The 26,900-nt window shown below is 62.6% G+C and carries 23 protein-coding genes; 9 read left to right on the forward strand and 14 right to left on the reverse strand.

Features of this window, described 5'->3' with window-relative positions:
* Positions 1-9: 9 nt before the first annotated feature.
* A complete protein-coding gene (locus tag ACWBU6_RS24285) occupies positions 10-846 on the reverse strand; it encodes a helix-turn-helix domain-containing protein (protein ID WP_452645898.1) in 837 nt (278 codons plus the stop codon).
* A gap of 69 nt (positions 847-915) precedes the next feature.
* On the opposite strand from ACWBU6_RS24285, the gene ACWBU6_RS24290 reads away from it, so the two are divergent.
* Positions 916-2,328 carry a cytochrome P450 gene (locus tag ACWBU6_RS24290; RefSeq protein WP_452645899.1) on the forward strand — a complete coding sequence of 471 codons (1,413 nt, stop codon included), beginning with the start codon at positions 916-918 and terminating at the stop codon, positions 2,326-2,328.
* Here ACWBU6_RS24290 and ACWBU6_RS24295 read toward each other — a convergent pair.
* On the reverse strand, positions 2,279-3,085 hold the full coding sequence (locus ACWBU6_RS24295) for a hypothetical protein (protein WP_452645900.1): 807 nt from the start codon (positions 3,083-3,085) through the stop codon (positions 2,279-2,281). The two genes, ACWBU6_RS24290 and ACWBU6_RS24295, sit on opposite strands and share 50 nt — an antisense overlap.
* 111 nt (positions 3,086-3,196) lie before the next feature.
* On the opposite strand from ACWBU6_RS24295, the gene ACWBU6_RS24300 reads away from it, so the two are divergent.
* Both ACWBU6_RS24300 and ACWBU6_RS24305 read left to right on the forward strand, forming a co-directional pair.
* Entirely contained in the window at positions 3,197-5,311 is a 2,115-nt protein-coding gene (locus ACWBU6_RS24300; protein WP_452645901.1) for a dipeptidyl-peptidase 5, read from the forward strand.
* Positions 5,312-5,326: 15 nt separating this feature from the next.
* Positions 5,327-5,710, forward strand: coding sequence for an MAPEG family protein (locus ACWBU6_RS24305; protein ID WP_452645902.1), 384 nt, complete (start codon positions 5,327-5,329; stop codon positions 5,708-5,710).
* 4 nt (positions 5,711-5,714) lie between these two features.
* Here ACWBU6_RS24305 and ACWBU6_RS24310 read toward each other — a convergent pair whose 3' ends face one another.
* The 6 genes from ACWBU6_RS24310 to ACWBU6_RS24335 all read right to left on the reverse strand — a co-directional run bounded on the left by ACWBU6_RS24310 (position 5,715) and on the right by ACWBU6_RS24335 (position 11,659).
* Positions 5,715-7,013, reverse strand: a complete 1,299-nt coding sequence (locus ACWBU6_RS24310) for an MFS transporter (RefSeq protein WP_452645903.1) — start codon at positions 7,011-7,013, stop codon at positions 5,715-5,717.
* An 87-nt stretch (positions 7,014-7,100) separates the two neighbouring features.
* Complete coding sequence (locus tag ACWBU6_RS24315; protein WP_452645904.1) at positions 7,101-7,832, reverse strand: BON domain-containing protein; 732 nt, start codon at positions 7,830-7,832, stop codon at positions 7,101-7,103.
* An 83-nt stretch (positions 7,833-7,915) separates the two neighbouring features.
* Entirely contained in the window at positions 7,916-8,602 is a 687-nt protein-coding gene (locus tag ACWBU6_RS24320; protein WP_452645905.1) for a hypothetical protein, read from the reverse strand.
* A gap of 102 nt (positions 8,603-8,704) precedes the next feature.
* Positions 8,705-10,405, reverse strand: a complete 1,701-nt coding sequence (locus tag ACWBU6_RS24325; protein WP_452645906.1) for a dipeptidyl-peptidase 3 family protein — start codon at positions 10,403-10,405, stop codon at positions 8,705-8,707.
* A gap of 49 nt (positions 10,406-10,454) precedes the next feature.
* Positions 10,455-11,057: a short chain dehydrogenase gene (locus ACWBU6_RS24330; RefSeq protein ID WP_452645907.1), complete on the reverse strand. Its 603-nt coding sequence runs from the start codon at positions 11,055-11,057 to the stop codon at positions 10,455-10,457.
* Positions 11,057-11,659, reverse strand: coding sequence for a short chain dehydrogenase (locus ACWBU6_RS24335; protein ID WP_452645908.1), 603 nt, complete (start codon positions 11,657-11,659; stop codon positions 11,057-11,059). Before ACWBU6_RS24335 ends, ACWBU6_RS24330 begins: the two co-directional genes overlap by 1 nt.
* Before the next feature lie 101 nt (positions 11,660-11,760).
* Here ACWBU6_RS24335 and ACWBU6_RS24340 point away from each other — a divergent pair, with 101 nt between their 5' ends.
* Both ACWBU6_RS24340 and ACWBU6_RS24345 read left to right on the forward strand, forming a co-directional pair.
* Positions 11,761-12,648, forward strand: a complete 888-nt coding sequence (locus ACWBU6_RS24340; RefSeq protein WP_452645909.1) for a LysR family transcriptional regulator — start codon at positions 11,761-11,763, stop codon at positions 12,646-12,648.
* A 208-nt stretch (positions 12,649-12,856) separates the two neighbouring features.
* Positions 12,857-14,044 (forward strand): IS4 family transposase, encoded by a 1,188-nt coding sequence (locus ACWBU6_RS24345; protein ID WP_452644560.1) that lies wholly within the window; start codon positions 12,857-12,859, stop codon positions 14,042-14,044.
* A gap of 36 nt (positions 14,045-14,080) precedes the next feature.
* Here the strand turns inward: ACWBU6_RS24345 and ACWBU6_RS24350 are convergent, their stop codons facing one another.
* Genes ACWBU6_RS24350 through ACWBU6_RS24360 form a run of 3 tightly spaced genes read right to left on the reverse strand, consistent with a single transcriptional unit; the run spans position 14,081 to position 18,210 of the window.
* Complete coding sequence (locus ACWBU6_RS24350) at positions 14,081-15,499, reverse strand: efflux transporter outer membrane subunit (RefSeq protein ID WP_452645910.1); 1,419 nt, start codon at positions 15,497-15,499, stop codon at positions 14,081-14,083.
* 21 nt (positions 15,500-15,520) lie between these two features.
* Positions 15,521-17,083: a DHA2 family efflux MFS transporter permease subunit gene (locus tag ACWBU6_RS24355; protein ID WP_452645911.1), complete on the reverse strand. Its 1,563-nt coding sequence runs from the start codon at positions 17,081-17,083 to the stop codon at positions 15,521-15,523.
* Between the two features lie 8 nt (positions 17,084-17,091).
* Entirely contained in the window at positions 17,092-18,210 is a 1,119-nt protein-coding gene (locus ACWBU6_RS24360; RefSeq protein ID WP_452645912.1) for an HlyD family efflux transporter periplasmic adaptor subunit, read from the reverse strand.
* A 152-nt stretch (positions 18,211-18,362) separates the two neighbouring features.
* Between ACWBU6_RS24360 and ACWBU6_RS24365 the strand changes: the two genes are divergently transcribed.
* The 4 genes from ACWBU6_RS24365 to ACWBU6_RS24380 all read left to right on the forward strand — a co-directional run bounded on the left by ACWBU6_RS24365 (position 18,363) and on the right by ACWBU6_RS24380 (position 20,546).
* Entirely contained in the window at positions 18,363-19,004 is a 642-nt protein-coding gene (locus ACWBU6_RS24365) for a TetR/AcrR family transcriptional regulator (protein WP_452645913.1), read from the forward strand.
* Between the two features lie 108 nt (positions 19,005-19,112).
* Positions 19,113-19,295 (forward strand): hypothetical protein, encoded by a 183-nt coding sequence (locus ACWBU6_RS24370; RefSeq protein ID WP_130310722.1) that lies wholly within the window; start codon positions 19,113-19,115, stop codon positions 19,293-19,295.
* 94 nt (positions 19,296-19,389) lie between these two features.
* The gene (locus ACWBU6_RS24375; RefSeq protein WP_452645914.1) at positions 19,390-19,704 is read left to right on the forward strand and encodes a DUF3144 domain-containing protein; all 315 of its coding nucleotides are present in this window, start codon (positions 19,390-19,392) and stop codon (positions 19,702-19,704) included.
* A gap of 134 nt (positions 19,705-19,838) precedes the next feature.
* On the forward strand, positions 19,839-20,546 hold the full coding sequence (locus ACWBU6_RS24380) for a transposase (protein WP_452645915.1): 708 nt from the start codon (positions 19,839-19,841) through the stop codon (positions 20,544-20,546).
* A gap of 59 nt (positions 20,547-20,605) precedes the next feature.
* On the opposite strand, the gene lpdA is transcribed toward ACWBU6_RS24380, so the two are convergent.
* Genes lpdA through aceE form a run of 3 tightly spaced genes read right to left on the reverse strand, consistent with a single transcriptional unit; the run spans position 20,606 to position 26,783 of the window.
* Complete coding sequence (gene lpdA, locus ACWBU6_RS24385; RefSeq protein WP_452645916.1) at positions 20,606-22,381, reverse strand: dihydrolipoyl dehydrogenase; 1,776 nt, start codon at positions 22,379-22,381, stop codon at positions 20,606-20,608.
* A gap of 10 nt (positions 22,382-22,391) precedes the next feature.
* The gene (gene aceF / locus ACWBU6_RS24390; RefSeq protein ID WP_452645917.1) at positions 22,392-24,065 is read right to left on the reverse strand and encodes a dihydrolipoyllysine-residue acetyltransferase; all 1,674 of its coding nucleotides are present in this window, start codon (positions 24,063-24,065) and stop codon (positions 22,392-22,394) included.
* Positions 24,066-24,086: 21 nt separating this feature from the next.
* The gene (gene aceE, locus ACWBU6_RS24395) at positions 24,087-26,783 is read right to left on the reverse strand and encodes a pyruvate dehydrogenase (acetyl-transferring), homodimeric type (protein ID WP_452645918.1); all 2,697 of its coding nucleotides are present in this window, start codon (positions 26,781-26,783) and stop codon (positions 24,087-24,089) included.
* Between the last annotated feature and the right edge of the window lie 117 nt (positions 26,784-26,900).

The following is a 26,900-nucleotide window of genomic DNA, read 5'->3' on the forward strand; positions in this document are numbered from 1 at the left end:
GCAGCAATGCTAGTTCCAGATACGGTAGACCCAGTAGGTTTCGTCTTCCAGGCCGCGGCGCAGGATCTCGGACGGGCTCAGGCCGCTGATTGCGCGCGCCTCCCTGCTCATGTGCGACTGGTCGGAGTAGCCGCCCAGCTGAGCCATGTCGCCGAGCGAAACCCTGCCTTTCAATGCGGCGTCGCGCGCTGCAATGAAGGTCTGTTCGGCGCGATAGGAGCGGCGCAGGCGGCGCAACGGCTGCCCCGCCCACTCGCGGATGCGCCGCTCGGCCATGCGAACGCTGCGGCCGATGCCCGCTGCTGCAGCCTGCCCTTCCAGGCGGCGCACCCAGTCGCCCACGGCGCCATCGACATGGCTGTGGCCGCGCACGGCGCGCCAGCGCGGCTCAAGGAACTCCTCCAGCAAAGCCACGCGCGCATCGTCGTCGGGGGCAGCCAGCATGTGCGCCGCCAGCTGCTGCCATTCGCTGTCGAGCAAGGCATCAAGCGGCTGGAACTGGTCGACGATGGTGCTCATGTCGATCCCGGTCAGGCGATGCAGCGCTTCGGGAAAGAACAGCACAGTCATGAAATGCGTGGGGCCGGGATTGGCGGAAACCGTGGGCCCGGTCCATGCCCCGGACAGCAGTGCCGCGCCTTCCGGGCACTTGTCCGGCATGGGCGGCTCGACCATGACCGATTCGCCCACCAGTTGCAGGAACAGCACAGGAAAGCCGGTCGAAGGATAACGGTTCAGGCGCTGCTCATCGGGCAGCTCGCAACCGACGGTATTGCGCACGACGATCGCGCGCAGGCAGGAGGCGAGCGAACGGCGCGGCACGATGAATTTACTAATTGGCAACATGCACAACATTGTAGCGCGATGTCGCAAATGTTCAAGACCGGGCCGCACGCCAGGCGCATACTGGCCCTCATGGATACCACAACCACCCCAGCTAGCGGCGCGCTGCGCCGGCTTTCCGACCTGCCCGGACCCAAGGGGCTGCCTTTTCTCGGCAATGCCTTGCAGATCCGCCCTCGCAAGGTGCATGCCGATGTCGAGGCACTGGCGCAGCACTATGGCACTTTATTCCGCCTGTGTTTTGGCCGCACGCAAGCGCTGGTCGTTGCCGATGCGGCGCTGGTCGGCGGCGTGCTGCGCGACCGGCCCGACGGTTTCCGGCGGATCGATGTCACGGCCCAGGTATCGGATGAGATGGGCGGCGAGCGCGGCGTCTTCCTGGCGGAAGGAGCAGCCTGGCGCAACCAGCGCAAGATGGTGATGCAGGCGTTTGCGCCGCACGCGATCAAGGCCTACTTCCCCTTGCTGGCGCGCGTCGGCGCACGGTTGCAGGGGCGCTGGGCACAGGCGGCGCAGGAAGGCCGGCCCATCGCCCTGAACGCAGACCTGAAGCGCTATACGGTGGACGTCATCGCCGGGCTGGCGTTCGGCGAAGAGGTCAACACCATCGAGCATGGCGACGACGTGGTTCAACAGCAGCTTGAGCTGATTATGGAAGGGACGGCGCGCCGTTCGCTGCTGCCGGTTCCCTACTGGCGCTATGTCAAGCTGCCCTACGACCGCAGGCTGGAGGCGGCGGTGCTGGCCATGCGCGAGGCGACCAACGGCTTTATCGCCAAGGCGCGCCAACGCATGACCGACGATCCTTCGCGCGCCACCAAGCCGCAGAACATGCTGGAGGCGATGCTGGCAGCGGCCGACCAGGACGGCAGCGGCATCGACCACGCCGCCGTGGTGGGCAACGTCAGCACCATGCTGCTGGCCGGCGAAGACACGACTTCCAGCGCCTTGTCCTGGCTGATCTGGCTGCTGGCCCGTCATCCGGCGGCGCTGCAGCGTGCGCAGGAGGAAGTGCGGCGCGTAGCTCCCGACTGCTCCCGCTTCACCATCGAACAGATGGACCAGCTGGAATACATCGACGCCTGCGCCCACGAGGCGATGCGCATCAAGCCGCCTGCCCCCTTTATTCCGCTGCAGGCCAATCGCGATTGCGTGGTGGGCGATGTGCAGGTGCCGAAAGACAGCCTGGTGTGGTGCGTGCTGCGGCACGACAGTGTGTCCGAATCGAAGCTGCGCAATGCGGCCGGCTTCGATCCCCAGCGCTGGCTCGATGGCAGCAATGCGCGCCAGCTGGCCATGCCGTTCGGTTCCGGGCCGCGCCTTTGCCCGGGGCGCTACCTGTCGCTGCTGGAGATGAAGGTGGCCATGGCTTGCCTGCTGGGGCGCTTCGACCTGGTTTCGGTCGAAGGCGACAACGAGGAGTACCACGGCTTCGTCATGTCGCCTGGCGCCTTGTCGATGCGGCTTTCGCCAGCAGCTGGATAGTCAGCGCGAAAACGAAGGCGCAAAAGAACGATATGGCCACCGGCTGCGCGCGCAGCAGGAGCGCAATCGCCACGCAGAATGCGGCGAAGGCAAAGTAGCCGAGCATCGTACCGCGCAGCAGTTGCACCGCGCTGTCGCGGCCGGCCTGCACGTGGGTAAAGCCGACCAGCACGGTGCCCATCACGGGAAACATGGCGAAGAAGCCGCTCAGGCGCGGACCCAGCCCGGCCGCAGCCGCGCTGACGGACATCACCAGCACGGCGCCGGCCAGCATGCGCCACGGCAGGTCGCCGCCGCGGCGCACCGCCGCTACGCCACCTGCGCCGGCCGGGCCAGCCGGGACGGCCGGGGCGCGGGATCGCGGCGGGAACAGGCGCGGCGCGGCTACCAGCGCCGCGACCACGGCCAGCACTGCGATCGGCAGTGACAGCCGCACCGACTGCAAGGCGGCCACCGCCAGCGCCCATGCCGCCAGCGCGACCGGCATCGCACCGGCAACGCCCATCCGCCCGGAAGCCCAGGCGTACGCCAGGCTGAAGACAATCATTGCCAGCACGGCCATCAGGGTACCTTCCGCCGCAGTGGCTGCAAACCCCGCCCCCTGCTCCAGCGAGATCGCCAACAGTATCGGCCCCGCAACGATCGGGAATGCCGAAAGCCAGCCCGCAACGGCAGGCCCCCAGCGCCGGCCAGCCAGCGTGACCGCGTAGATCAGGGAAGGAACGAGGAACAGTTTCAGCGCGAGGATGGAATTCATGGGGCGCGAGTCTACCACGCGCTTCTTTGTATCAGCTAAGTAACAGCACGTTGACACGGGGCGGCCGTTTCCCCACTATCTTCGCTCCACTGAATCAACGAAGCCCGTGCAATGATTGCAACTAAACTCTTCCCCAAGCTCACTTCCCTGCTGATCCTCGGCGCCTGCGCCGGCCTGGCCCAGGCGGCCGCGGTTGAACCTGCCAAACACGCCATCACCCACGAAGACGTATGGCTGATGAAACGCGTCGGCGCCCCGCAGCCAAGCCCGGACGGCAAATGGGCAGTGTTCTCGGTCACCGATCCTGCCTACGACAGCAAGGAACAATGGTCCGACATCTGGATCAAATCGCTGGTGGACGACAGCGCGCCGCGCCGCCTGACCTTCAGCAAAGGCGGCGAATCCGCGCACGCCTGGTCGCCCGACAGCCGCTTCCTGCTGTTCGTCGCCAAGCGCGAAGGCGACGAGGCGCCGCAAATCTATCGGATCGACGTGGCCAGCGGCGGCGAAGCCCAGCGCATGACCACCTTGACGCTGGGCGCACGCATGCCCAAGTGGAGCCCGGACGGCAGGCAGATCCTGTTCGTCAGCGAGATCTTCCCCGGCACCGGCAGCGAAGAAGCGGTGAAGAAGGCCGCAAAGGAGCGCAAGGAACGCAAATACAGCGCCCGCGCCTACGAATCCTTCCCGCCGCGCTTCTTCGACAAGTGGCTGGACGACAAGAAGGTGCGCCTGTTCGTCATGGATGCGCAAGCAGACGCCAGGCCGCGCGATATCCTTGCCGGCAGCAAGCTGGCCGACCTGCCTGGCTTTGGCGGCAGCCAGGGCGACGATGGCCAGTCGCTGAATGCCGTCTGGGCGCCGGATGGCAAGAGCGTGGTGTTCGCCGTCTCCACCAACCGCGACCAAGCCGCGCGCGCCTCGACCTTCACCCAGGTCTACAGCGTCCCGCTAGCAGGCGGCGAGCCGGCCCAGTTGACCAGGGATGGCCGCAGCTACCACGACCTGCGCTTCTCCCCGGACGGCAAGACCCTGTTCGCGCTGACCGAAGAGGAAGCGCCGAACAAGGTGTACGACCTGACCCGCGTGGCAAGCTTCGCCTGGCCATTCACCAGCGCGCAGCCGAAGATCCTGACCCAGGACCTGGACCGCTCGGTCTCGCGCATTGCGCTGCCGGCCGATGGCAAGCGCATTTACTACTCGTTCGAGCATGCCGGCCTGGAAAAGGTCAACTCGATGAACTACGCAGGTGGCGACAAGCGTGAAGAGCCATCGCTGCCCAACGGTGCGATCAACTCGCTGAACGCCGGCGGCAAGGCGCTGGTGGGCGTATGGGAATCCGCCATCAACCCGCCGGAGATCTACTCCTTCAACGGCACGCCAAAGCGCCTGACTTCCTTCAACGTGGAAAAAGCCGCAACGATCGACTGGCAGGCGCCCGAACACTTCTGGTACAAGACTCCGGACGGCCGCCAGATCCACAACATGATCGTCAAGCCGGCCGGCTTTGACCCGAACAAGAAGTATCCGTTGTTCGCGGTGATTCACGGCGGCGCGGCAAACATGTGGCGCGACCAGTTCGTGCTGCGATGGAACTACCACCTGCTGGCCAAGCCTGGCTATGTGGTGCTGCTGACCGACTACAAGGGCTCCACCGGCTATGGCGAGGAATTCGCACGCTCGATCCAGCACGACCCGCTGAAAGGCCCGGGCGACGAAATCAACTGGGCAGTCGATGAAGCGATCAGGAAGTACCCGTTCATCGACAGCACCAGGCTGGCAGCCGGCGGCGCAAGCTACGGCGGCCACCTGGCCAACTGGCTGCAGGCCACCACTACCCGCTACAAGGCCATCGTGTCGCACGCCGGCGAGATGGACCTGGTGATGCAATGGGGTACCAGCGACAGCATCTACGGCCGCGAAGTCAATAGCGGGGGACCGGTGTGGAGCAACCTGCCGGTCTGGCGCGAACAAAGCCCGATCATGCAAGGCGCGAATCACGAAAAAGGCACCGGCTTCAAGACGCCGATCCTGATCACCGTGGGCGAACTGGATTACCGTGTACCGGTCAACAACGCGCTGATGAACTTCGCGGCACAACAGCGTTTGAATACGCCGAGCAAGCTGGTAGTATTCCCGGACGAAAACCACTGGATCCTGAAAGGCGAAAACAGCCGCTACTTCTATAACGAGGTGCACGGCTGGCTCGCCAAATACCTTAATTAAGAGGAGAAGTAGAAGATGACGGTTGCAAACTGGTGTATCGCCGCGGCCTGCCTGCTGCCAATGATGGTTGCGCTGACGCCCAAAGTCGCCTCGGTCACGAGCAAGGACCGCTACGACAACGCCGACCCGCGCGATTGGGCCAGCCGCCAGGCTGGCTGGATGAAACGCGCCCACGCCGCACACCTGAACGGCTTTGAAGCACTGCCGCTGTTCATTGCCGCCGTCATCCTGGCGCAGCAGGCGCACGCCAACCAGGACCGCATCGACATCCTTGCGATGGCATTCGTCCTGATCCGCGTCACCTACAGCATCATCTACATCAGCAACCTGGCCACCCTGCGCACGCTGGTGTGGTTCGCCGGCATCGGCGTCAGCCTGGCGATCCTCGCCCAGTCCTGAACCCTCAAGCGGCGCTGGCTGCGACCGGCGCCGCTGCGGCGGCGGGCCGCAGCCGGATCGCCAGCACCATCAGTCCGGCCACCAGGCAAGCCGCTCCCGCAGCAAACAGGGCCGGGTTATAGGTAAGCAGCAGTGTACGCACCTGCCCTGCCCCGAACGCGGCAAGCGCCGCGCCCAACTGGTGGGCTGCGAATATCCAGCCGAAGACCATGCCGGCTTTTTCCTTGCCGAAGGTCGTTGCAACCAGGCGCACTGTCGGCGGCACGGTGGCGATCCAGTCCAGGCCATAGAACATGGCAAACACCGATAGGCCATACAGCGTGAATTCCGAATACGGGAGCCACAGCAGCGACAGGCCGCGCAGGCTGTAGTACCAGAACAGCAGCTTGCGGTTGTCGTAGCGGTCGGACAGCCAGCCGGAAAGAATGGTGCCAACCAGGTCGAAAGCGCCCATCATCGCCAGCACGGAAGCAGCAGGCACCGGCCCCAGGCCCGCATCGCCGCACAGGGAGATGAAATGGGTCTGGATCAGGCCATTCGTACTCAGGCCGCAAATGAAGAAGCTGCCGGCCAGCAGCCAGAATACCAGGCTGCCCGAAGCTTCGCGCAGGATGCGGAACGGCGTTGCGAACCCGATCATCATCGGCGCCGGCCCCGCCGTCACGGGCTGCGTGGCGCCGTACGGCGCCAGGCCCAAGTCCGCGGGTCGGTTTCGCATTAGGAAGTACACGGCAACTGCGATCGCGCCGCACGCCACCAGCACCGGCACCACCGCCATGCGCCAGCCGAAACGCTCCACCAGCCATGCCCCCACCGGCAGGAAGACCAGTTGCCCCGTTGCCGAACTGGCTGTCAGCACGCCGACCACCAGGCCGCGCCGGGATTCAAACCAGCGATTGGACACCACCGCACTCAGGACCAGCGCCGTCATGCCCGAGCCCACGCCCAGCATCACGCCCCATAGCAACACCAGCTGCCAGAACTGCGTCATCCCCAGCGCCAGCAGCGAACCGGCCGTGATCAGGCCGAGCGCCGTCACCACGACTTTGCGCAAGCCGAAACGTTCCATGAGGATCGCCGAGAAAGGTCCCATCAGGCCAAACAGGGCAAAGCGCACCGCCAGCGCCGAAGAAATCTGGTCGACACCCCAGCCGAACTCTTTACTCAATGGCTGCAGCAGCGCGCCCGGCAAGCCGAGTGCCGCCGACGACGCGAGCCCGGTCAGGAAGGTCAAGGCAACGATGATCCACGCGTAGTGGATGCCGCGGCGTTGCAACCGCAGGGAGAGGGTTTCGGCTATCATGCAAAACATCTTAAATGACGATCATCATAAATGCAAGAAAAAGAAAAGCCGGCGCGCAGCCGGCTCTTCATCGGCGCAAGGCGCCGCTTACTTCTTGATTTGCAGGGAAGATTTTACTTCCTGCACGCCCTCAATCTTGCGGGCCAGTTCGATCGCTTTATCCGCTTCCGCTTTCGATGGCACGAAGCCGCTCAGCATGACGATACCCTTCTGTGTTTCCACGTGAACGTCCATGGCCTTGACCAGCGGATCGGCTGCATATTCAGCCTTCACCTTGGTGGTGATCATGGTGTCGGACATCGCGGTGCGGGTGTCGGCGGTTGCCTCGCGAGCCGCTGCGCGGGTATCGGCCGTTGCGTCGCGCGTGGTATTGGCCAGGTTGGTGCCGGCTTCACGCGTGTTCCGGGCTACGGCAGCCGTGGTGCTGGTGGTGCCGGCGCTGGCCAGCGCGGTTTTGTGGGCCGACTTGGCGTCGGACTTGCAGGCCGATTTTGCCGAGCCGCTCATGTCGTCGCAACGTTCCTTGGCCAGGTCATACTCGGCGTCGGCCAGCTTGCGCTGTGCTTTGTCGACGTCCTTGGCCGTATTCTGGTGCTGCCTGGTCGCATCGAGGATGGCGCGCGCTTCGGCTACTTTGGCTTCCTCTTTGCAGATGTCTTCAGCATTGTCCTTCAGGCTCTTGCAATTGTCTTTAGCAACCTTGTAGTCGGATTCAGCCTTGTCCTTCGCCGCCTTGTAGGCGTCGTTATCGGCAGCCTGGGCGACAGCGAACGAAGTGCTGAACAGGGCAGCCAGCGAAATACACAGGATTTTCTTCATGGTTAGTCCCCTTTAGGATGGTTTGCATGGCGATTACACGCCTCCTGGGAACTAATTTCTGTGCGCGACCGAACACAGTTGCGTTATTGCTCGTCTTTAAGTAGCCCTTTACCCCACAGCAGCCGTGCCTGTTCGAAGGGATTATGTTCGCTGGAGAACACAGCGCCATTGGCAGCAAGTTGCAACCAGGCGCGCGTATTGTGCGATCCATGCTCGACAGGCTGGCGCACCTGCATCAGCCAGGCATGCACCTGCGTGTAGTGCGCCGCGTTGGCGCGCTGCGTCCAGGCCAGGGCCACCAGGTCGGAGAAGGCTTCCTCGCGGCGGGTGTCGCGCATGGCTTTCGTCAGGGCTTGCAATTCCGGATTGTCGGGCTGCTGCTGCGGACCTTCGACAAAGCCGGCCGGCAAGGCATGCCAGCTGCCCTGGGCCTGGCGCCAGCAATGGCCGACTTCGTGTGCAGTCATGGCCTCGATCAAGACTTTTTGTTGCTCGGCAGGCACGCCGTTCAGCACTTCTTCCGCCTGCGGGTTGCCGCGCATCGAAAACACCAGCTTGCAGCGGCCATCGGCAAACCCCATGGCCAGCGGCACGTCATTCGGTCCGGCCTGCGGCTGGACCACGATATCGATCGGCAGCTTGAGTTCCTGCTTGGCGTAGGCCAGCACGGGAGCGCCGGCTTGCAGCCAGCGGGTTTCGGTTTCAGTCAGCTGTGCAGCGCCGGCAGAGGCAGCGCAGCAGGACAGCAGGATTGGCAGGCTCAGCTTCATAACAAGACTCCGGTAACTGGATTCAACTATACATGCCTAGCGGCAAGCTGTTACCGGAGTTTCTGAGCTGTTACAAAATATTGGCTGAGCTAGTCGACAAGTTTATTTTGCCAGCAAGGAGTTAGCAGTCGGGAAAGATGGACGAATGTCATTCGGCACTTTCTTCATCTTGTCCAGGGCCTTCTGCACGTCTGGACGAATGACCACATACTGCGCCATCATATCCTTGGCGCGCGCATAATCGCCGGTCGCCTCGATGGTGAGGAATTCGCGGTCGAGATCGAGCACCGCTTGTTTGATCCTCCTGAAGTCGACCGAGAAGGTGCCGTCGCCGTGCGAGACGAAGGCGCCTTTATCCAGCAGGTAGTTGACCTGGATCGCCATGCCGCGTGCGTGCGAGTCGGTCAGGCCGAAGTGCAGCGTGCGGAAAGCTGAAGCGAGGAAGGTGGTGTGCAGCTTGCGCTCGGCAGCCTCGCCCTGGCCCAGCGTGTCCTTCAACTGGCCCTTCTCCATCATGTACATCAGGGCGAACAGGCCGGTGATGTCGGCCTTCGCTTCCTCGATGGTGGAATAAGTTTCCTTCAGGTCCTGGCGCGGGGTCGACTCGGTGGCGCCGGTCCTGGTGATGTGCGGGCCCAGGCCATGCGTGATTTCATGCGCCAGGATGTGGGTGAAGAAGGAATTGAAGTCCAGGTCCTTCTGGTCCGCCGGACGCAGCACCAGCTTGGCGATCGGGGTCAGCGTGGCTTTGAATTTTTCTTCCTGCACGTTCTTCAGCATCACGCGCTTGGAGCCGCGCTGGCTGATGATGCGCTCGTCGTTCGGCAGGTTGTAGGCGGCGGTCTGAACGCCCATATTGCCATCGCCTGCGCCATACACCTGGTTCACCACCACCATCGGCGCCACGGCACCTACTTTCGGGTTGCGGTATTTCGGATCGAGCGGCAAGTTGTCTTCCAGCTCCTGCATATGCTTGGCAAAGAAGTCCAGCTTGCGCGTTTCCTTTTCGTCGCGGATGTTCACATAGGCTTCGAAGGCAGCCTTGTAGCCAAACAGTTCGTCGTTATAGGTTTCGTACGGGCCGATGGTGACGTCCACCGGCGAATCCAGGTCCATCCAGGCGAAGTCGGAGGGCAGGTAATCGTTGGACAGGAAGGCGTCGGCGCGCAGGTCGAGGAACTTCTTCAGCGAAGCGTTGCTGGTGGCGGCAGCCGCCTCCTTCAACAGCCTGGACAACTTTTCCAGCTCCGGCCCGTACTCGTCCGAATATTTGACGGTCTTGAACTTCCCATCATCACCCTTGCGGATGGTGGTGAAGAACCACTGCGCTTCCTGCTTTTGGGCTGCAGGCAAGCCATTGATCCAGGATTCCAGTTCTTCCTTGGTCGCGCCTTCCGGATAGAAGTTGGCACCGGCAGGCTTATGGCCAGGCACCCTGATTCCAGCCACCTCCGCCGGCAGGAAAGACTTGTGGCCATCGAGGATGGACCACGGGCCTTTATTCAGCCAGAAGTAATCGGCGCGCGCCTTGCCCAGTGCGGACCTGTCCTTTTGCAGCGCAGCGTACAAGGCTTCATTGCCGGACCAGCGCTGGCGCAGTTGCAGGGTGTCGACGATCTTCGCCGCCTCGATCAGCTTCTTGATCGCCAGCCGGTCGCCGGAGGACAAGTGCGAGGTGTCGGCTTTCAGTTGCACCGGCGCGTAACGCCTGGTCATTTTCTGCAGTTCGGCGACGTCGGCGGGAGCAGCGGCAGCAGCGGCGCCAGCAAGCGCCAGCAGCAGCGGAGTCAGGAGGTTTTTCATGTGGCCTTTTCTCTACAATTGAAAGGAAGGCCACATTGTATGCCTGCGTTTACCAGGCGCGGTAAGTTTTTCCGCTTTCTGCGCCTTCCACGCAACGGCTGTAGGCACGTGCAACGCGGCTGGCCGGAACGGGCTCGAAACCATGGAACAGCGAATCGAATTTTTCTGCCGACTCCTCCAGCAGCGAAGGATTGACCACGTTGATGCGAAGGCCGCGCTGCAGCTCCAGTGCCGCGCCGCGGGCAAAGGCCTCGATGCCGTTGTTGACGGCCACCGTGTTGGCGCAACCGCGCAGCGGGTGATGGGCATCTACGCCGCTGGTCAACGTGATGGAGCCGCCGTCATTCAGCGCGTGCTGCGCAACGAGCGTCACATTCACCTGCCCCGCCAGCTTCGAGTCGAGGCCGATGCGGAACTGGCCGTGCGTCATCGCCTCCAGCGGGCCGACGTGGAGCGCACCTGCCGCCACCACCACATGATCCACCCTGCCCGCTGCCGCAAACAGCGACTGCACCGAAGCGAAATCCTCGATCGCCACGCGGTGATCGCCGCTGCTGCGGCCAGCAGTGATCACGCGGTGGCGCACGCCCAGCTCCCGCACCACCGCGCTGCCGATGGTGCCTGAGCCGCCAATAACCAGGACCGTACGCATTACCACACGCGATAGGTCTTGCCGTTTTCCGCGCCCTCTACGCTGCGGCTGTAAGCCAGGGCGGCGCGCTTCACCGGAACAGTTTCCATGCCGTAGAAATATGCACCGTAAACATCGACCGACTCATCGACCAGGGTCGGGCTCACGGAATTGATGCGCAGGCCGCGCGGCATCTCGACAGCGGCGCCCAGCACGAAGCCATCCACGGCCGCGTTGACGGTGCTGGCATTGACGCCGAGGCGGATCGGATTATGGGACAGGCTGCCGCTGGTCAGGGTGATCGAGCCGCCGTCGTTCAGGTATTTCTGCGCAGCCAGCGCCACATTCACCTGGCCCATCAGCTTCGAGTTCAGGCCGATGTGGAACTGCTCGGCCGACATTTCCTGCAGCGCGCCAAAGTGCGCATCGCCGGCAGCCACCACCACGCCATCGACCTTGCCCACCTGCTCGAACAGCGCCTGGACCGACGCCGGGTCTTCGATCCTGACCTGGTATTGGCCGCTGTTGCGGCCCACGCTGATCACTTCATGGCGCAAGCCCAGTTGCTCCACGATGGCTTTGCCGATGGTGCCCGAGGCGCCGATCACGATGATCTTCTTCATGTTGAATCTCCTGTTGGGTTTCGAAGTGGAGCCAGTATGCTCTCCGTCCCCGCAGGAATAAATGAGCTATCATTTACATAATTACAAACCAATGGTTAGCAATGGATAAATTGCGCAGCATGGAAGTCTTCGTCGCCGCCGTCGACAGCGGCAGCTTCACGGCAGCGGCCGAACGCTTCGGCATCTCTGCCGTCATGGTCGGCAAGCACGTGCGGGAACTCGAACAGAAACTCGGCGCCGCCCTGCTCACCCGCACTACGCGGCGCCAGTCGCTGACCGAAATCGGCCGCCAATATGCCGAACAATGCCGCGCCATCCTGGCGCAGATCAGCGCCGCCGAAAGCCTGGCCGAAACCATGCGCATCACGCCACGCGGCGTCCTGAAGGTCACCGCGGCGGTCTCGTTCGGAATGGAATGGCTAGCTCCCATGCTTCCCGACTTCCTCGATATGTACCCCGAAGTCAGCGTGGACCTGAGCCTGAACGACCGCATGATCGACGTGGTGGAAGAAGGTTTCGACGTCGCAGTGCGCATTGGCACGCTGGAAGATTCATCGCTGGTGGCGCGCCCGCTGCGGCCATACGGCGTGGTGATTTGCGGCTCGCCCGGCTACCTGGCACGGCGCGGCGTCCCGCAAGAACCGGCCGATCTCGCGCAGCACGAATGCCTGGAATTCAGCGGCTGGGTGCCGCAAGCGCGCTGGCGCCTGAAGGGCATCAAGGACAGCCGCCACGTGCCCCTGAGCCGCCTGCGCGCCAACAACAGCTACGCGTTAAAGCAAGCGGCCCTGAAAGGCTTCGGCCTGATCATGCAAGCGGAAACAGCGCTGGCGCAAGACATCGCCGCCGGCCGCCTGGTACGCGTGCTGGACGACTACCTGCCCACCCCACGCCCCATGCACCTGCTCTACCCCCGCAACCGCCAGCCCACGCCCAAGCTGACCAGCTTCATCGACTTCATGCTCGCCCGCCTCGGCCCTATCAATTAAAAAGTCGGGGTCAGCTCCGGCAATCGGACATTTCTTTCGCTAGCGAAAGAAATGTCCGATTGCCGGAGCTGACCCTGACCCTTCCCCTCATATTTTTGTTGTAAACGTCTAAGGAAGCTGTTAACTTTCAATCCCAAAAACGGCGCATGCATGGCTGTGTCACCCCTTTCATTCGTAGCGTCCAAACTGCGAGGGAAAGGAATAAGCCATGCATGCACATGCAATCATACAGGGGTTATTGGAGCAGGAATGTCCGAACATGCATGCCAAGCGGCGAGCATGCCTGGCCAAGGTGGCAATCGCGGCGTTGCATGGTGGCCTGAGCCTGGTGCGCATGGGCAAGAAATTGGCCTCGGCGACGCAATTGCGTCATCGCATCAAATGCTGCGATCGACTTTTGAGCAATCCCCATCTGGCGCAGGAAAAGCATGCGGTGTACCGCGCGATGGCGCGTCGCGTGATTCGCCGCCCTGGCGTGCAGATTGCTGTGGACTGGTCGGCGGTACGCGACGATAGCAGTATTCAGTTGCTGCGGGCAGCGGCCATCATCAAGGGCCGCGCTTTCACGTTATATGAAGAAGTCCATCCCTGTGCCAAGCTCGGTTCACCGATTGTGCACCGAAACTTCATGCAATCGTTGCGTAGCATACTGCCGCCTGGCAGCCGAGCTATCATCATCACCGATGCCGGCTTTCGCGCCAGTTGGTTCAAGCTGCTTAACCAGCTCGGATTTGCCTGGGTAGGGAGAATCCGAAATCGGGACATGGTGCGCCCACACGACAGTTCTGACTGGGCTGGCTGCAAAACACTCTATGCGCAGGCATGCGCCCACGCGCGCGACCTGGGTCAATACTTCTATACGCGGGCCAATCCTGCCCTGTGTCGGCTCGTCCTATTGAAACGCCAGGCCAAGGGGCGGCACCGGCTGACCAAGATCGGCAAGCTGGCGCGCAGCTGCCGCAGCAAGAAGAATAGTAAGGGACAACGCGAGCCATGGTTGCTCGCCGTTTCACCCAAGCTCGCCTCCCTCAATGCCGAGCAAGTGGCAAACATCTATGCCGGCCGCATGCAGATTGAACAGACTTTCCGCGATCTCAAGAACGCGCAGTGGGGTATGGGGCTACGCTTTAGCCAAACCTACACATTGCGACGCCTGGCTGTATTGCTTTTACTGGGAGCGTTGCTCGCGTACGCACTCTGGCTTATCGGACTCGCCGCTCGCAAGATAGGTTTCAATGTCGCCTACGGCAGTCGCGCGAAGGCCGCCAGCACCCTGTCAATCCTGTCATTGGCGATGCATTGGATTAGTGAGGCCCAGCCGCCTTCGATCCACCTGACAGATCTCAAACACGCACTTGTCGAACTGATATCGATGGTGCGTGTCAGTGAAATATGAGGGGAAGGGTCAGGAGCTGACCCCGACTTTTATGCGTTAAGGGGCTTGCCAGCCGCCGCCGAGGGCGCGGGCGAAGCTCACTGTCGCGAGCAGGCGCTGGGTCTCGATCTGCACGGCTGCGCGGTCGGCTGCCAAGGCGCTGCGCTGGGCGTCGGTGACGTCGAGGTAGGTGCTGATGCCGCGCTCGTAGCGGGCGCGGGCGACGTCGTAGGCGCGGGTGGCGGCTTCGCGCGATGTCGCCTGGACCTTGCCTTGCTGCGTGCGCTGCTGCACGTCGGACAGGGCGTCTTCCACTTCACGCAGGGCAGTCAGCAACCTGCCTTCGTGGTTGGCGACCGCTTCTTCATAGCGGGCCTTGGCGACCGTCAGGTTGGACTGGTTGCGGCCACCGTCGAAGATCGGCAGCGACAAAGCCAGCGGGCCGAAACTGAACACGCGCGAGCCGCCTTTGGCGATGTCGCCCAGGCTCTCGGACGCGTAGCCGAAATTGCCGGTCAGGCTGATCGACGGATAGAACGCGCCTTGCGCCACGCCGACGTTGGCGTTGGTCGCGCGCAGGGTAGCGACACTGGCTGCCAGGTCAGGACGGTGGGCCAGCAAGCTGGCAGGAACGCCGGCCGGAATCACCGGCGGTGCCGGCAATTCGGTGGCGCCTGACTGCTCCAGTTGCATGGTCGATGGCGACGCGCCTACCAGCACGGCCAATGCATGCTCCAGCGTGTTGCGCTGGCGTTGCACTTCTTCCAGGTCGGCTTCGGCGTTGGCGCGTTCGATGCGGGCGCGCGAGGTATCGAGCTCGTTCGACAGCCCGGCGCTGAAGCGGGCATTCACCAGTTCTTCGGTTTCCTTGCGGGTGGCCAGCGCGCCGCGCAGGATCGCCATCTCGGCGTCCAGGCCGCGCAACTGCCAGTAAGTGGTGGCGATCTGCGACGACAGCAGCAACAGTACGCCATCGCGGTCATGGCTGGCAGCCAGCGCTTGCGCGTCGGCCGATTCCACGGCGCGGCGTACGCGGCCAAACAGGTCCAGTTCATACGAGAAGCCTGCGGCGACCGAGTAGTTGTTGCCGTGGATCGAACGGTGGCCCAGCGCGATGCCTTGCGAGGTATTGGCCGAGGTGCGCGAGTTCGATACGCCGGTACTGAGCGTCACGGATGGCAACTGGCTGGCTTTCGCCAGTCCCAGTTGCGCTTCGGCCTGGAACAGGCGCTGCGCCGCCGCCTTCACGGTCGGGCTGTCGCGCAGGGCCTGGTGCTCAAGCCGGTTCAGCGTGTCGTCGCTGAACACGGTCCACCACTGCGCCGGCAGTCGGGCCTCGCCTGCCGCGCCTTGCGGCGCATGGCGGAAGGCCTGCTCCTGCATCCCCGCAGGCGCCTTGAAGTCGTCGCCTACGGTGCCGCAACCGGCCAATACTGCCGCCGCGCCAACTGCCATTGCAATCAATTTGATGTTCATACTGTTTACCTCAATTCTTTTTTAATGCGCACCCGCGCCGCCGCCCGAGGGGGACTTCACCTTGTCGGACAGCCACAGGATCAGGATGCAGGACAGCAGGATGCCGCCCACGATCAGGAAGCCGTCGTTGTAAGCCATCACGAAGGACTCGCGCCGCACGATGCCATCCACCGCCTTGAGCGCCTTGTCCGACGCGGTGACCGGGTCGAAGCCCTTGCTGATGAAGTTCTGGGTCAACTGGTCCAGGCGCAACTGGGTCGCTGCCGAGAAGCTGTTCACCGCCTCCCCCAGGCGCGCCGAGTGGAAGTGTTCGCGCTGCGTCAGTTGCGTTGCCAATAGAGCAATGCCGATCGAGCCGCCCAGGTTGCGGATCATGTTGAACAGGCTCGATGCCGATGCGGTGTCTTTCGGCGCAATGCCGTTCATGGCAAAGTTCGACAGCGTCAGCATCACGAACGGCTGGCCCAGTGCGCGCACTACCTGCGACAGCAGCAACTGGTCGTAGCCGGTGCTCGCGTCCATGTAGGCATTCATGATGCAGGACACGCCGAACAGACCCAGCCCGATCGAGCACAGGATGCGGTTGTCGACCTTCATCGACAGCTTGGCTGCAATCGGCATGATGAAGAGCTGCGGCAAGCCGGCCCACATGATCACTTCGCCAATCTGCATCGGCGAGTAACCGGCGATCTGGCCCAGGTACAGCGGCAGCAGGAAGGATGAGCCGTACAAGCCCATGCCCATCACCGCCGCCAGCGCCGACGCCACCAGGAAATTGCGCTGCGTGAACAAGCCCAGGTTGACGAAAGGTTGCGGGCGCATCGCGCTGGTCAGCACCCATCCCAGCAGGCCAACGATGGACAAGCCCGCGAACGCGATGATGAAGCCGGACTCGAACCAGTCCTTGCTATTGCCTTCTTCCAGGAAGATGGTCAGGCAGCCCAGGCCCAGCGCCATGAAGGCGATGCCGAGCCAGTCGGCGTGCAACAACTCGCTGAGTTTGCGTTCTTCGCGGTCGAGGCCATACGCCACGCCGGCGATCAGCAGCAGGCCGGGCACCCAGTTGATGTAGAAGATCGAAGGCCAGCCATACAGTTCGCTCAGGTAGCCGCCCAGGGTCGGGCCCATGGAAGGCGCCAGCGTGGCGGTCAGGCCGAAAATCGCCATGCCGGCCGCGCGCTTGGACGGCGGCAGCTTGGCCATCACCAGAGTCATCGCCATCGGGATCAGCGCGCCGCCGGTAAAGCCCTGCATCATGCGGAACAGGATCATGCTTTCCAGGTTCCAGGCCGCCCCGCACAAGGTCGAGAACACCAGGAACAGCGCGGTCGTGCCCATCATGTAGCCGCGCATGCCGAAGGTGCGCGTCAGCAGCGCCGTCAGCGGGATCACGATGATCTCGGCCACCAGGTAGGCGGTCGAAATCCAGGAGCCCTCTTCCTGCGTCGCGTTCAGCGCGCCAAGGATGTCGCGCAGCGAGGAGTTGGTGATCTGGATATCCAGCACGGCCATGAAGGCGCCCAGCATGCCCGCTGCGACTGCGATCCAGGTGCGGCCGGATACCCGGCCTTCAGGCACCGTCATTGGGGCACTCATTTTGCGTTCGCGCCGGAACTGATGCTGACTTCAGCGATGGCCGACATGCCTGGCACAAGACGGCCTGCGTAGGCCTTCAGGTCCTCCGGCTTGAAGGTGATCTTCACCGGAATGCGCTGCACGATCTTGGTGAAGTTGCCGGTGGCGTTATCGGCCGGCAGCAGCGCAAATTGGGCACCGGAGGCCGGCGAGAACGAGTCGACGCGGCCCACCAGTTCCTTGCCGGGCAGCGCATCGATGGCCAGGTTCACTTCCTGGCCCACACGCATGTCGGCTAGCTGGGTTTCCTTGAAGTTGGCAGTGATCCACACATTGTCCTGCACCAGCGCCACCAGCTGCTGGCCTGGCTGAACGCGCTGGCCTACCTCCAGGTTGCGCTTGCCGACGCGGCCTTCGACCGGGGCGACGATGCGGTTGTATGCCAGTTGCTGCTGCGCGTCTTTCAGCTGTACTTGCAGCACCTTTACCTGCGCCTTCAGCACTTCGCGCGCGGACGTCGCGGAAGCGATTTGCGCTTTCGCAGCTGCTGCGCTGTCCTTGCGCGCCGCCACGTCGGCAGTGGCGCTGGCACGGGCGGCATTGGCGGCATCCAGTTCGGCCTTCGACACCGCCTTCATCTGGCTGGAATACAGCTGGCCGTAGCGTTCTGCATCCTGCGAAGCGCGCAGTTGGTTCGCTTGCGCCTGCGCGACTTGGGCGGCGGCGGCGCTGGCTTGTGCATTCACTTGCGCGATCTGGGCATCGGCCTGCAGGACTTGCTGCTGCACGCTGGCGATCTGCGCCTGGATCTGTTCCACCTTCACCTGCTGGTCGAAGGGATCGAGTTCGGCGATCGCGTCGCCGGCCTTCACGAACTGGTTATCCTCCACCAGCACTTTGGTTACCACGCCCGAAATGCGCGACGACACCGGATGCACGTGGCCGGCCACATAGGCGTTTTCCGTCTCAACGTAATGATGGCTGTGGTACCACATGCGGCCGCCCGCGGCCAGGGCGGCCAGGGCGATCAGGCCGGCGATCACCAGCACGCGACGGTTAGGCGGGGTAGCTGCGGGCGCGCCGGCTTCTGGCACGGCGCTGAGCACTTTTTGTTCGGTTGGGTTGTGCTGGGACATGGTGGGAAACTCCCTGAAAATGAAATGAGGCATGTGCATTATTTGCCAAGCAATGACGAAAGTCAAGAAATGAAACGATTGCATTTCATTTTTAATTGGCCTAAAGTGGGGGCAATCTGTTAGCCTTCGGGCATTACTTACGGTTCTCAATCATGTCTGTTGAACAAGTTACCGAGCCAGTCAAAGCCGGCCGCCCCAAGGCTGCCGAGGCGGAAGCCCGCCTGAACGACCTGCTGGATACGGCTGCGCGGCTCATCCTCGAAAAGGGATATGCCAAGGTCAGCCTGGAAGCCATTGCCAGGGAAGCGCGGGTTGCCGTGCGCACCATCTACGTCAAGTTCGGCGGCAAGGCCGGGCTGCTGAAGGCCATCCTGCTGCGCCACCGCGCGGGCGCCTTCGACCCGGTCGGCATGGCGAGCATCGACCGCCCGATCCGCGACACGCTGCTGGAGTTCGGCCTGCGCTTCCACCGTCTGGTCAGCACGCCGCAAGCTACCGCGCTATACCAGATCGTGGTGGCGGAAGCGCATGCCAATCCCGACCTGGCGGAAGCCTTCTGGGATGCCGGCCCGCGCCAGACGCGCGAGCTGGTAGCGCACTATTTCGCCCGTGCCGACATTCGCGCCCAGCTGAAAACCGAGGCCTCGCCGGAGCGCCTGGCAATCCACTTGATGAATTGCCTGATGGGCGACCAGTTGCGCCGCTTCCTGTTCGATTCGCGCTGCGGCGTGGCGACCACGCCCGAGGAAATTGAACAAGGCGTCGACCTTTTCCTGAACGGCATCCTGCGTTAAGCAGGCCTTAAGCGTGCGCGGCAGCGTATGTGCGCTAGCGCACGGTGGCGCGTCGGCCAGCTGCCGGATACTGATCTCCTCAAGAACATAATTAAAGTGGGAGGTTGTATGAGCAAGGTCGATCGGCTCGAATGGAGCAGGAAAATCGCCACGATCAACGAACGCATCAAAGGTTTCCAGGAAAACCCGAACAAGGAGCACCTGGATGCCGCGATCAATGAACTGAAGGCCTATGCAGAAGCTGCCAATAGCGGCGGCATCGAAATCCCAGAGCGCTTCATAGCGAGCTAACAACAAACCGGGCAAAAGCCCGGTTTTTTATTGCAGCAACGCGTTTCCTGTGTCACGATGCCCACCCCGAGTATCAACTTATTGGTAGTAAATCATGAGCGAACAAGCAACCCAACAGCAGCAGAACGACGACCAGAAATTCTTCGAGAACATCGACGCCTACATTGCACTGGCCAACGCCCACGAAAACAGCAATAAAGGCGCACCGCAACTGGTTGGCGCCAGCCTGCTGTTCGCAGCCGCACGCTACAACATCTTCCTGGTAGCCCGCGCCCAGGGCGACCTGGAAACCTACAACAGCAAAAAAGAAGAAGCGAAAGCCTACTTCATGGACCAGTTCGGCAAGATGTTCGACGACAACTGGAACGACTACAGCCAGCACTTCGAGCAATACCGCAACCAGAAATAATGTCCACCTTGGGGTCAGGAAGGAAAGTGGACATTTTTCCTTCCGCCCCATGTCCCTGCTTTCCCCCTGATCTAGATCAGTTCGTTCTATTGTCACCGTGATATCGTCGGTGGATGAGCCGACCACCACGCCCCTTGCTTCCGAACGCCTTCTACCACGTCACAGCACGTGGCAATCGCAAGGCCAACATCTATCTCGACGAACGCGACTACCTGATCTGGCATGACCTGGTCGCGCGCACTGCCGACCGCTTTGGCTTCATCTGCCATGCTTACTGCCAGATGCCGAACCACTTCCACCTGCTGCTCGAAACGCCTTTGCCCAATTTGTCGGAGGGCATGCATTTCCTCAATTGCGTCTATTCGCAGAACTTCAATATACGGCACGGGCTGTGCGGACATGTATTCCAGGGCCGCTTCCATTCCGTGCTATTGGAAAAGGAATCCCATTTCCTCGAACTTGCTCGGTATGTCACATTGAATCCGGTGCGGGCCGGAATGGTGACCGGCGCCGCGGATTGGCGCTGGAGCAGCTACCGGGCGACGGCTGGTCTTGTCGCGGCGCCGGATTGGCTGGACACGGCAACCATTCGAGAACGCTTTCACGGCGCAAACGATATAGAACGCATCCGCGCCTACTGCGACTTTGTATCGGCCGGAATCGGTGGACACAATCCGCTGAAGTCCCCCGCCCTGCCCAAGGTCGAAGGCAAAATGGAGCGCCAGCAAGCCATCGCCGAAGCCCTGCGCGCGGGCCAGCACAGCCCTGCTCAAATCGCCGAGCATTTCAAGGTTTCAACGAAGACGGTACAAAGAATACGCGCAGCCGAAGCTGCGCGTTGAAGAAGAGAAAATGTCCACATTCGTTCCTGACCCCGAGGTGGACATTTTGCTGAGCATGTTTAGCGCTTGCGCGGCGGCGGCAGGTCGGTGCAGACGCCTTCGTACGCTTCGGCGGCCATGCCGATCGACTCGCCCAGGGTCGGGTGCGGGTGGATCGTCTTGCCGATGTCGATGCCGTCGGCGCCCATTTCGATTGCCAGGGCGATTTCACCGATCATGTCGCCGGCGTGGGTTCCGACAATGGTGCCGCCGATGATGCGGTGGGTCTCGGCATCGAACAGCAGCTTGGTGAAGCCTTCGTCACGGCCATTGGCAACGGCGCGGCCACTGGCTGCCCATGGGAAGTGGCCCTTCTCGACCTTGATGCCTTTCGCTTTGGCTTCGTCTTCGGTAATGCCGGCCCATGCCACTTCCGGGTCGGTGTAGGCCACCGATGGAATGATCCTGGCGTCGAAGTGGGCTTTCTCGCCGTGCGCTGCTTCCGCTGCGACGTGCGCTTCGTGCACGGCTTTGTGCGCGAGCATCGGCTGGCCGACGATGTCGCCAATGGCGAAGATGTGCGGCACATTGGTGCGCATCTGGCTGTCGACGTTAATGAAGCCGCGGTCGGTGACGATCACGCCGGCCTTGTCGGCGGCGAGCTTTTTGCCGTTCGGGCTGCGGCCCACTGCGACCAGGACCATGTCGTACATCTGAGGTTCCGGTGCGGTAGCCCCGGCTTCGGCGGCTTCGAAGGTGACCTTGATCCCTTCCGGCAGCGCTTCCACGCCAACGGTCTTGGTCTTGGTCATGATGCGGTCGAAGCGCTTTTCGTTGTACTTCTGCCAGACCTTCACTGCTTCGCGGTCGGCGCCTTGCATCAGGCCGTCCATCATCTCGACCACGTCGATGCGTGCGCCGAAGGTGCTGTACACGGTGGCCATTTCAAGGCCAATGATGCCGCCGCCAATGACCAGCATCTTTTTCGGCATAAAGCGCAGTTCGAGCGCGCCGGTGCTGTCGACGATACGGTTGTCTTCAGGGACGAACGGCAGCTTCACCACGCTGGAACCAGCGGCGATGATGGCTTGCTTGAACTGGACCACTTTCTTGCTGCCGTCGGCTGCGGTGACTTCGATGTGGTTAGGGCTGAGGAACTGGCCTACGCCTTGCACGACGTTCACCTTGCGCATCTTGGCCATGCCGGCCAGGCCGGTGGTCATCTTCTTGATGACGCCTTCCTTGTAGCTGCGCACCTGGTCGATGTCGATAGTCGGCTTGGCAAATGTGACGCCGTTCTTGGCCATGTGGCTGGTCTCGTCGACCACGGCTGCCAGGTGCAGCAGGGCTTTCGATGGAATGCAGCCAACGTTCAGGCAGACGCCGCCCAGGGTCGCGTATTTTTCGACCAGCACGGTGTTCATGCCCAGGTCGGCGGAGCGGAAGGCGGCGGAGTAGCCGCCCGGGCCGCCGCCCAGGACCATCATGTCGCAGCTGATGTCGACCTGGCCGGCGTAGCCGCCCGCCGTCGGTGCGACCGCTGGCGCGGCCGGTGCAGCCACAGGAGCCGGCGCGGCAGCGGCAGGCGCTGGTGCGGCGGCGGCCGGTGCGGCGCTTGCCCCCGCAGCTTCCTCCAGCACCATCAGCGCGGAGCCTTCGCTCACTTTATCGCCAACCTTGATCTTGAGTTCCTTGATCACGCCAGCGTGGGTCGATGGAATCTCCATGGACGCCTTGTCGGATTCCACTGTGGCCAGCGACTGGTCGACCTTGACGGTATCGCCAACCTTGACCAGCAGTTCGATCACTTCAACGTCCTTGAAGTCGCCGATGTTCGGTACTTTAACTTCGATCATCGCGGCCTCCTTACAGCAGGATCTTGCGCATATCGGCCAGTACTTCGGCCAGGTATGCAGCGAAGCGGGCGCCGGACGCGCCGTCGACCACGCGGTGGTCGTAGGACAGCGACAGCGGCAGCATCAGGCGCGGCACGAACTGCTTGCCGTCCCATACTGGTTTCATGGAGGACTTGGACAGGCCGAGGATCGCCACTTCCGGTGCGTTCACAATCGGGGTGAAGGCAGTACCGCCGATGCCGCCCAGCGAGGAAATGGTGAAGCAGGCGCCCTGCATGTCGGTCGGCTTCAGCTTGCCTTCGCGCGCGGCCAGTGACAGTTCGCCCATTTCCTTGGCGATCTGGGTCACGGACTTCTGGTCGGCATTCTTCACAACCGGCACCACCAGGCCTTGCGGCGTGTCGGCGGCGAAGCCGATGTTGTAGTACTTCTTCAGGATCAGGTTCTCGCCCTTCTCGTCCAGGGACGAGTTGAAGGTCGGGAATTTCTTCAGCGCGGTCACGGAAGCCTTGATCACGAACGCCAGCATGGTGAGCTTGACGGCATCCTTGTTCTTGGCGTTGGCTGCGTTGCTGTCGACGCGGAACTGTTCCAGGTCGGTGATGTCGGCGTCTTCGAACTGCGTCACATGCGGGATCATGACCCAGTTGCGGTGCAGGTTAGGGCCGGAAATCTTCTTGATGCGCGGCAGCGGGGACAGTTCGGTTTCGCCGAACTTGCTGAAATCCAGCGATGGCCATGGCAGCAGATTCAGGCCTGCACCGCTGCCAGCGGCCGCCGGGGCGGCGTTCGGGGCCGCCGCGGCGCCGGACATGATGCCCTTCACGTAGTTCTGCACGTCTAGCTGGGTCACGCGGCCTTTCGGCCCGGTGCCGCCGACGCGGGTCACATCCACGCCCAGTTCGCGGGCGAACTTGCGGACGGATGGGGAGGCGTGGGCCATTTTGCCGCTTGCGGCCGGAGTGGCCGGGGCCGCCATTGCAGGCGCTGCGGCAGGCGCAGGGGCGGCGGCGCTGGCGCCCGCAGGCGCCGCCGGCGCAGCAGCAGCCGGAGCTGGCGCAGCGGCAGGCGCGGACGCTGGCGCAGCACCGCCGACGGCGTCCACGACCAGCACCAGGGAGCCTTCAGCGACCTTGTCGCCAACCTTGACCTTCACTTCTTTCACCACGCCGGCGTGCGACGATGGGATTTCCATGGAGGCCTTGTCGGATTCAACGGTCACCAGGGACTGGTCCTTGGCGATGGTATCGCCAACCTTGACCAGCACCTCGATCACTTCCACTTCCTTGAAGTCGCCGATGTCGGGCACCTTCACCTCGACCGGGCCAGCCGAAGCTGCGGCCGGCGCAGGCGCGGCGGCAGCGGCAGGCGCCGGGGCGGCGGCTGGCGCGGCGGCCGCCGCGGCCACAGGAGCTGGTGCTGCCGGAGCGGCGCCGGCGGCGTCACCGGAAGCTTCCACGATCAGCAGCAGCGAGCCTTCAGCGACCTTGTCGCCGACCTTCACTTTGATTTCCTTGACGACGCCGGCTTGCGACGAAGGGATCTCCATCGATGCCTTATCCGACTCGACGGTCACCAGCGACTGGTCGACCTTGATCGTGTCGCCAACCTTGACCATCAGTTCGATGACTTCGACTTCCTTGAAGTCGCCGATATCCGGGACTTTCACTTCAACCATGCTCATAGTGTTTGCTCCGTCTTCTCTTTATTGGGTCACCGGATTTGGCTTGTTCGGGTTGATGCCATACTTCTTGATGGCGTCTTCCACCACCGACATCGCGATCTTGCCTTCGTCCGCCAGGGCGCGCAGCGATGCGACGGTGATGTAGTAGCGGTTCACCTCGAAGAATTCGCGCAGCTTGGCGCGGCTGTCCGAACGGCCAAAGCCGTCGGTGCCCAGCACCTTGTAGGTGCGGCCTTCCGGCATGTAAGGACGGATCTGTTCAGCGAATGCACGCATGTAGTCGGTGGTTGCAACGATCGGTCCGGTGGTGTCCTTCAGCAGGCCGGTCACGTAAGGCACGCGCTGTTCCTTGGTCGGGTTGACCATATTCCAGCGTTCGCAGTCGGTGCCTTCGCGCGCCACCAGGGTCAGCGAAGGAGCCGACCACACGTCGGCGGCGATGTTCCAGTCGTTCTTCAGCAGTTCCGCGGCGAAGATGGATTCGCGCAGGATGGTGCCCGAGCCGATCAGCTGCACACGCTGCTTGGCGGCCTTGTCGCCCTCTTGCAGCAGGTACATGCCCTTCAGGATGCCTTCTTCCTGGCCCGGCTTCAGGCCTGGGTGGGCATAGTTCTCGTTCATGATGGTGATGTAGTAGAACACATCTTCCTGCTCGCCTACCATGCGGCGCAGGCCGTCCTGCACGATCACTGCCAGTTCGTGGCCGAAGGTCGGGTCGTACGGCACGCAGTTCGGGATGGTGGCAGCCATGATGTGGCTGTGGCCATCTTCGTGCTGCAGGCCTTCGCCGTTCAGCGTGGTACGGCCGGCGGTACCGCCCATCAGGAAGCCGCGCGCACGCATGTCGCCCGCCGCCCATGCCAGGTCGCCAACGCGCTGCAGGCCGAACATCGAGTAGTAGGTGAAGAACGGGATCATCACGCGGTTGTTGGTCGAGTACGAGGTGGCAGCGGCGATCCACGAGCTCATGCCGCCCGCTTCATTGATGCCTTCCTGCAGGATCTGGCCGGCCTTGTCTTCGCGGTAGTACATCACCTGGTCCTTGTCGACCGGCTCGTACAACTGGCCTTGCTGGTTGAAGATACCGATCTGGCGGAACAGGCCTTCCATACCGAAGGTACGGGACTCGTCAACCAGGATAGGCACCACGCGCTGGCCCAGGGACTGGTCGCGCAGCAGTGCGGTGATGATGCGCACGAAGGCCTGGGTGGTGGAGATCTCGCGGCCTTCCGGGGTCGGGTCGGTCACGGCCTTGAAGGCGTCCAGGCCCGGCACCACCAGTTGCTCGTCGGCCTTGGTGCGGCGCGCAGGCAGGTAGCCGCCCAGCGCCTTGCGGCGCTCGTGCAGGTATTTGATTTCCGGCGCGTCGTCGGACGGCTTGAAGAACGGGATGTCTTTCAGCTGGTCGTCCGGGATCGGAATGTTGAAGCGGTCGCGCATTTCGCGGATTGCCTCGTCGTCCAGCTTCTTGGTCTGGTGCGCGGTATTGCGCGCTTCGCCGGACTTGCCCATGCCGAAGCCCTTGACGGTCTTGACCAGCAGCACGGTCGGCTTGCCGACCGATTCGTTGGCCTGCTTGAATGCGGCGTAGATCTTGTGCGGATCGTGGCCGCCGCGGGTCAGGCGCCAGATATCGTCGTCGGACATGTTGGCGACCATTTCCAGCAGCTTTGGATGCTTGCCGAAGAAGTGCTTGCGCACGTAAGCGCCGTCCTTGGCCTTGTAGTTCTGGTATTCGCCATCCACGGTTTCCATCATTACGCGCTGCAGGATGCCGTCCTTGTCCTGCGCCAGCAGGTTGTCCCAGCCCGGGCCCCAAATGACCTTGATGACGTTCCAGCCGGCGCCGCGGAAGTCCGCTTCCAGTTCCTGAATGATCTTGCCGTTGCCGCGCACCGGACCGTCCAGGCGCTGCAGGTTACAGTTGACCACGATGTTCAGGTTGTCCAGCTGTTCGCGGGCAGCCATGCCGATCGCGCCCATCGATTCCGGTTCGTCCATCTCGCCGTCGCCGCAGAAGGCCCAGACCTTGCGGCCTTCGGTGTTGGCGATGCCGCGTGCGTGCAGATACTTCAGGAAACGCGCCTGGTAGATCGCCATCAACGGGCCCAGGCCCATCGATACGGTCGGGAATTGCCAGAATTCCGGCATCAGTTTCGGGTGCGGGTAGGAGGACAAGCCTTTGCCGTCCACTTCGCGGCGGAAGTTCAGCAGTTGTTCTTCGGTCAGGCGGCCTTCCAGGAAGGCGCGCGCATAGACGCCAGGGGACGAATGGCCCTGGATGTACAGCAGGTCGCCGCCGTGGTTTTCGCTCTCGGCCTTCCAGAAGTGGTTAAAACCGATGCCCAGCATATTCGCCAGCGAGGCGAACGAGGACAGGTGGCCGCCCAGGTCGCCGTCGGCGCGGTTGGCCTTGACCACCATTGCCATCGCATTCCAGCGCATCCAGGAGCGCAGGCGCTCCTCGTATTCCAGGTTGCCCGGGCAGTGGGCTTCTTTGTGGGCGGGGATGGTGTTGACGTAAGCGGTGTTGGCGGAGAACGGGATATCGGCGCCGCGGCGGCGGGCCAGGTCGACCAGTCGCTCCATCAGGTAGTGGGCGCGTTCAGGGCCTTCGTTTTCCAGGACGGCTTCCAACGCCTCCAGCCATTCTTTGGTTTCCTGTGCATCAGGATCGTTGGCCGTTTGTGCCGTGACCTGGTCAAGTTGAGCTGACATGTAACTAGTCTCCTATCGATTTGAAGGCGCCCCACCCTGTGTGCTCCGGACGGTGCAGGTGATTATTTACTAAGACTTTGGCTAAGTGTGAAGGATTCTATCAGTGAATCCTTTGTT

The organism is Pseudoduganella sp. HUAS MS19 (genome assembly GCF_053615455.1).

What these genes read in the sequence shown, in the direction of transcription:
- ACWBU6_RS24365 (WP_452645913.1), top strand. Translation starts at nt 18,363, where the DNA reads ATGTCTGTTGAACAAGTTACCGAGCCAGTCAAAGCCGGCCGCCCCAAG.
- ACWBU6_RS24315 (WP_452645904.1), bottom strand. Translation starts at nt 7,832, where the DNA reads ATGAAGAAAATCCTGTGTATTTCGCTGGCTGCCCTGTTCAGCACTTCG.
- ACWBU6_RS24350 (WP_452645910.1), bottom strand. Translation starts at nt 15,499, where the DNA reads ATGAACATCAAATTGATTGCAATGGCAGTTGGCGCGGCGGCAGTATTG.
- ACWBU6_RS24335 (WP_452645908.1), bottom strand. Translation starts at nt 11,659, where the DNA reads ATGAAGAAGATCATCGTGATCGGCGCCTCGGGCACCATCGGCAAAGCC.
- lpdA (WP_452645916.1), bottom strand. Translation starts at nt 22,381, where the DNA reads ATGATCGAAGTTAAAGTACCGAACATCGGCGACTTCAAGGACGTTGAA.
- ACWBU6_RS24340 (WP_452645909.1), top strand. Translation starts at nt 11,761, where the DNA reads ATGGATAAATTGCGCAGCATGGAAGTCTTCGTCGCCGCCGTCGACAGC.
- ACWBU6_RS24370 (WP_130310722.1), top strand. Translation starts at nt 19,113, where the DNA reads ATGAGCAAGGTCGATCGGCTCGAATGGAGCAGGAAAATCGCCACGATC.
- ACWBU6_RS24330 (WP_452645907.1), bottom strand. Translation starts at nt 11,057, where the DNA reads ATGCGTACGGTCCTGGTTATTGGCGGCTCAGGCACCATCGGCAGCGCG.
- ACWBU6_RS24375 (WP_452645914.1), top strand. Translation starts at nt 19,390, where the DNA reads ATGAGCGAACAAGCAACCCAACAGCAGCAGAACGACGACCAGAAATTC.
- ACWBU6_RS24295 (WP_452645900.1), bottom strand. Translation starts at nt 3,085, where the DNA reads ATGAATTCCATCCTCGCGCTGAAACTGTTCCTCGTTCCTTCCCTGATC.
- ACWBU6_RS24305 (WP_452645902.1), top strand. Translation starts at nt 5,327, where the DNA reads ATGACGGTTGCAAACTGGTGTATCGCCGCGGCCTGCCTGCTGCCAATG.
- ACWBU6_RS24300 (WP_452645901.1), top strand. Translation starts at nt 3,197, where the DNA reads ATGATTGCAACTAAACTCTTCCCCAAGCTCACTTCCCTGCTGATCCTC.
- ACWBU6_RS24310 (WP_452645903.1), bottom strand. Translation starts at nt 7,013, where the DNA reads ATGATAGCCGAAACCCTCTCCCTGCGGTTGCAACGCCGCGGCATCCAC.
- aceF (WP_452645917.1), bottom strand. Translation starts at nt 24,065, where the DNA reads ATGAGCATGGTTGAAGTGAAAGTCCCGGATATCGGCGACTTCAAGGAA.
- aceE (WP_452645918.1), bottom strand. Translation starts at nt 26,783, where the DNA reads ATGTCAGCTCAACTTGACCAGGTCACGGCACAAACGGCCAACGATCCT.
- ACWBU6_RS24325 (WP_452645906.1), bottom strand. Translation starts at nt 10,405, where the DNA reads ATGAAAAACCTCCTGACTCCGCTGCTGCTGGCGCTTGCTGGCGCCGCT.
- ACWBU6_RS24355 (WP_452645911.1), bottom strand. Translation starts at nt 17,083, where the DNA reads ATGACGGTGCCTGAAGGCCGGGTATCCGGCCGCACCTGGATCGCAGTC.
- ACWBU6_RS24345 (WP_452644560.1), top strand. Translation starts at nt 12,857, where the DNA reads ATGCATGCACATGCAATCATACAGGGGTTATTGGAGCAGGAATGTCCG.
- ACWBU6_RS24360 (WP_452645912.1), bottom strand. Translation starts at nt 18,210, where the DNA reads ATGTCCCAGCACAACCCAACCGAACAAAAAGTGCTCAGCGCCGTGCCA.
- ACWBU6_RS24290 (WP_452645899.1), top strand. Translation starts at nt 916, where the DNA reads ATGGATACCACAACCACCCCAGCTAGCGGCGCGCTGCGCCGGCTTTCC.
- ACWBU6_RS24285 (WP_452645898.1), bottom strand. Translation starts at nt 846, where the DNA reads ATGTTGCCAATTAGTAAATTCATCGTGCCGCGCCGTTCGCTCGCCTCC.
- ACWBU6_RS24320 (WP_452645905.1), bottom strand. Translation starts at nt 8,602, where the DNA reads ATGAAGCTGAGCCTGCCAATCCTGCTGTCCTGCTGCGCTGCCTCTGCC.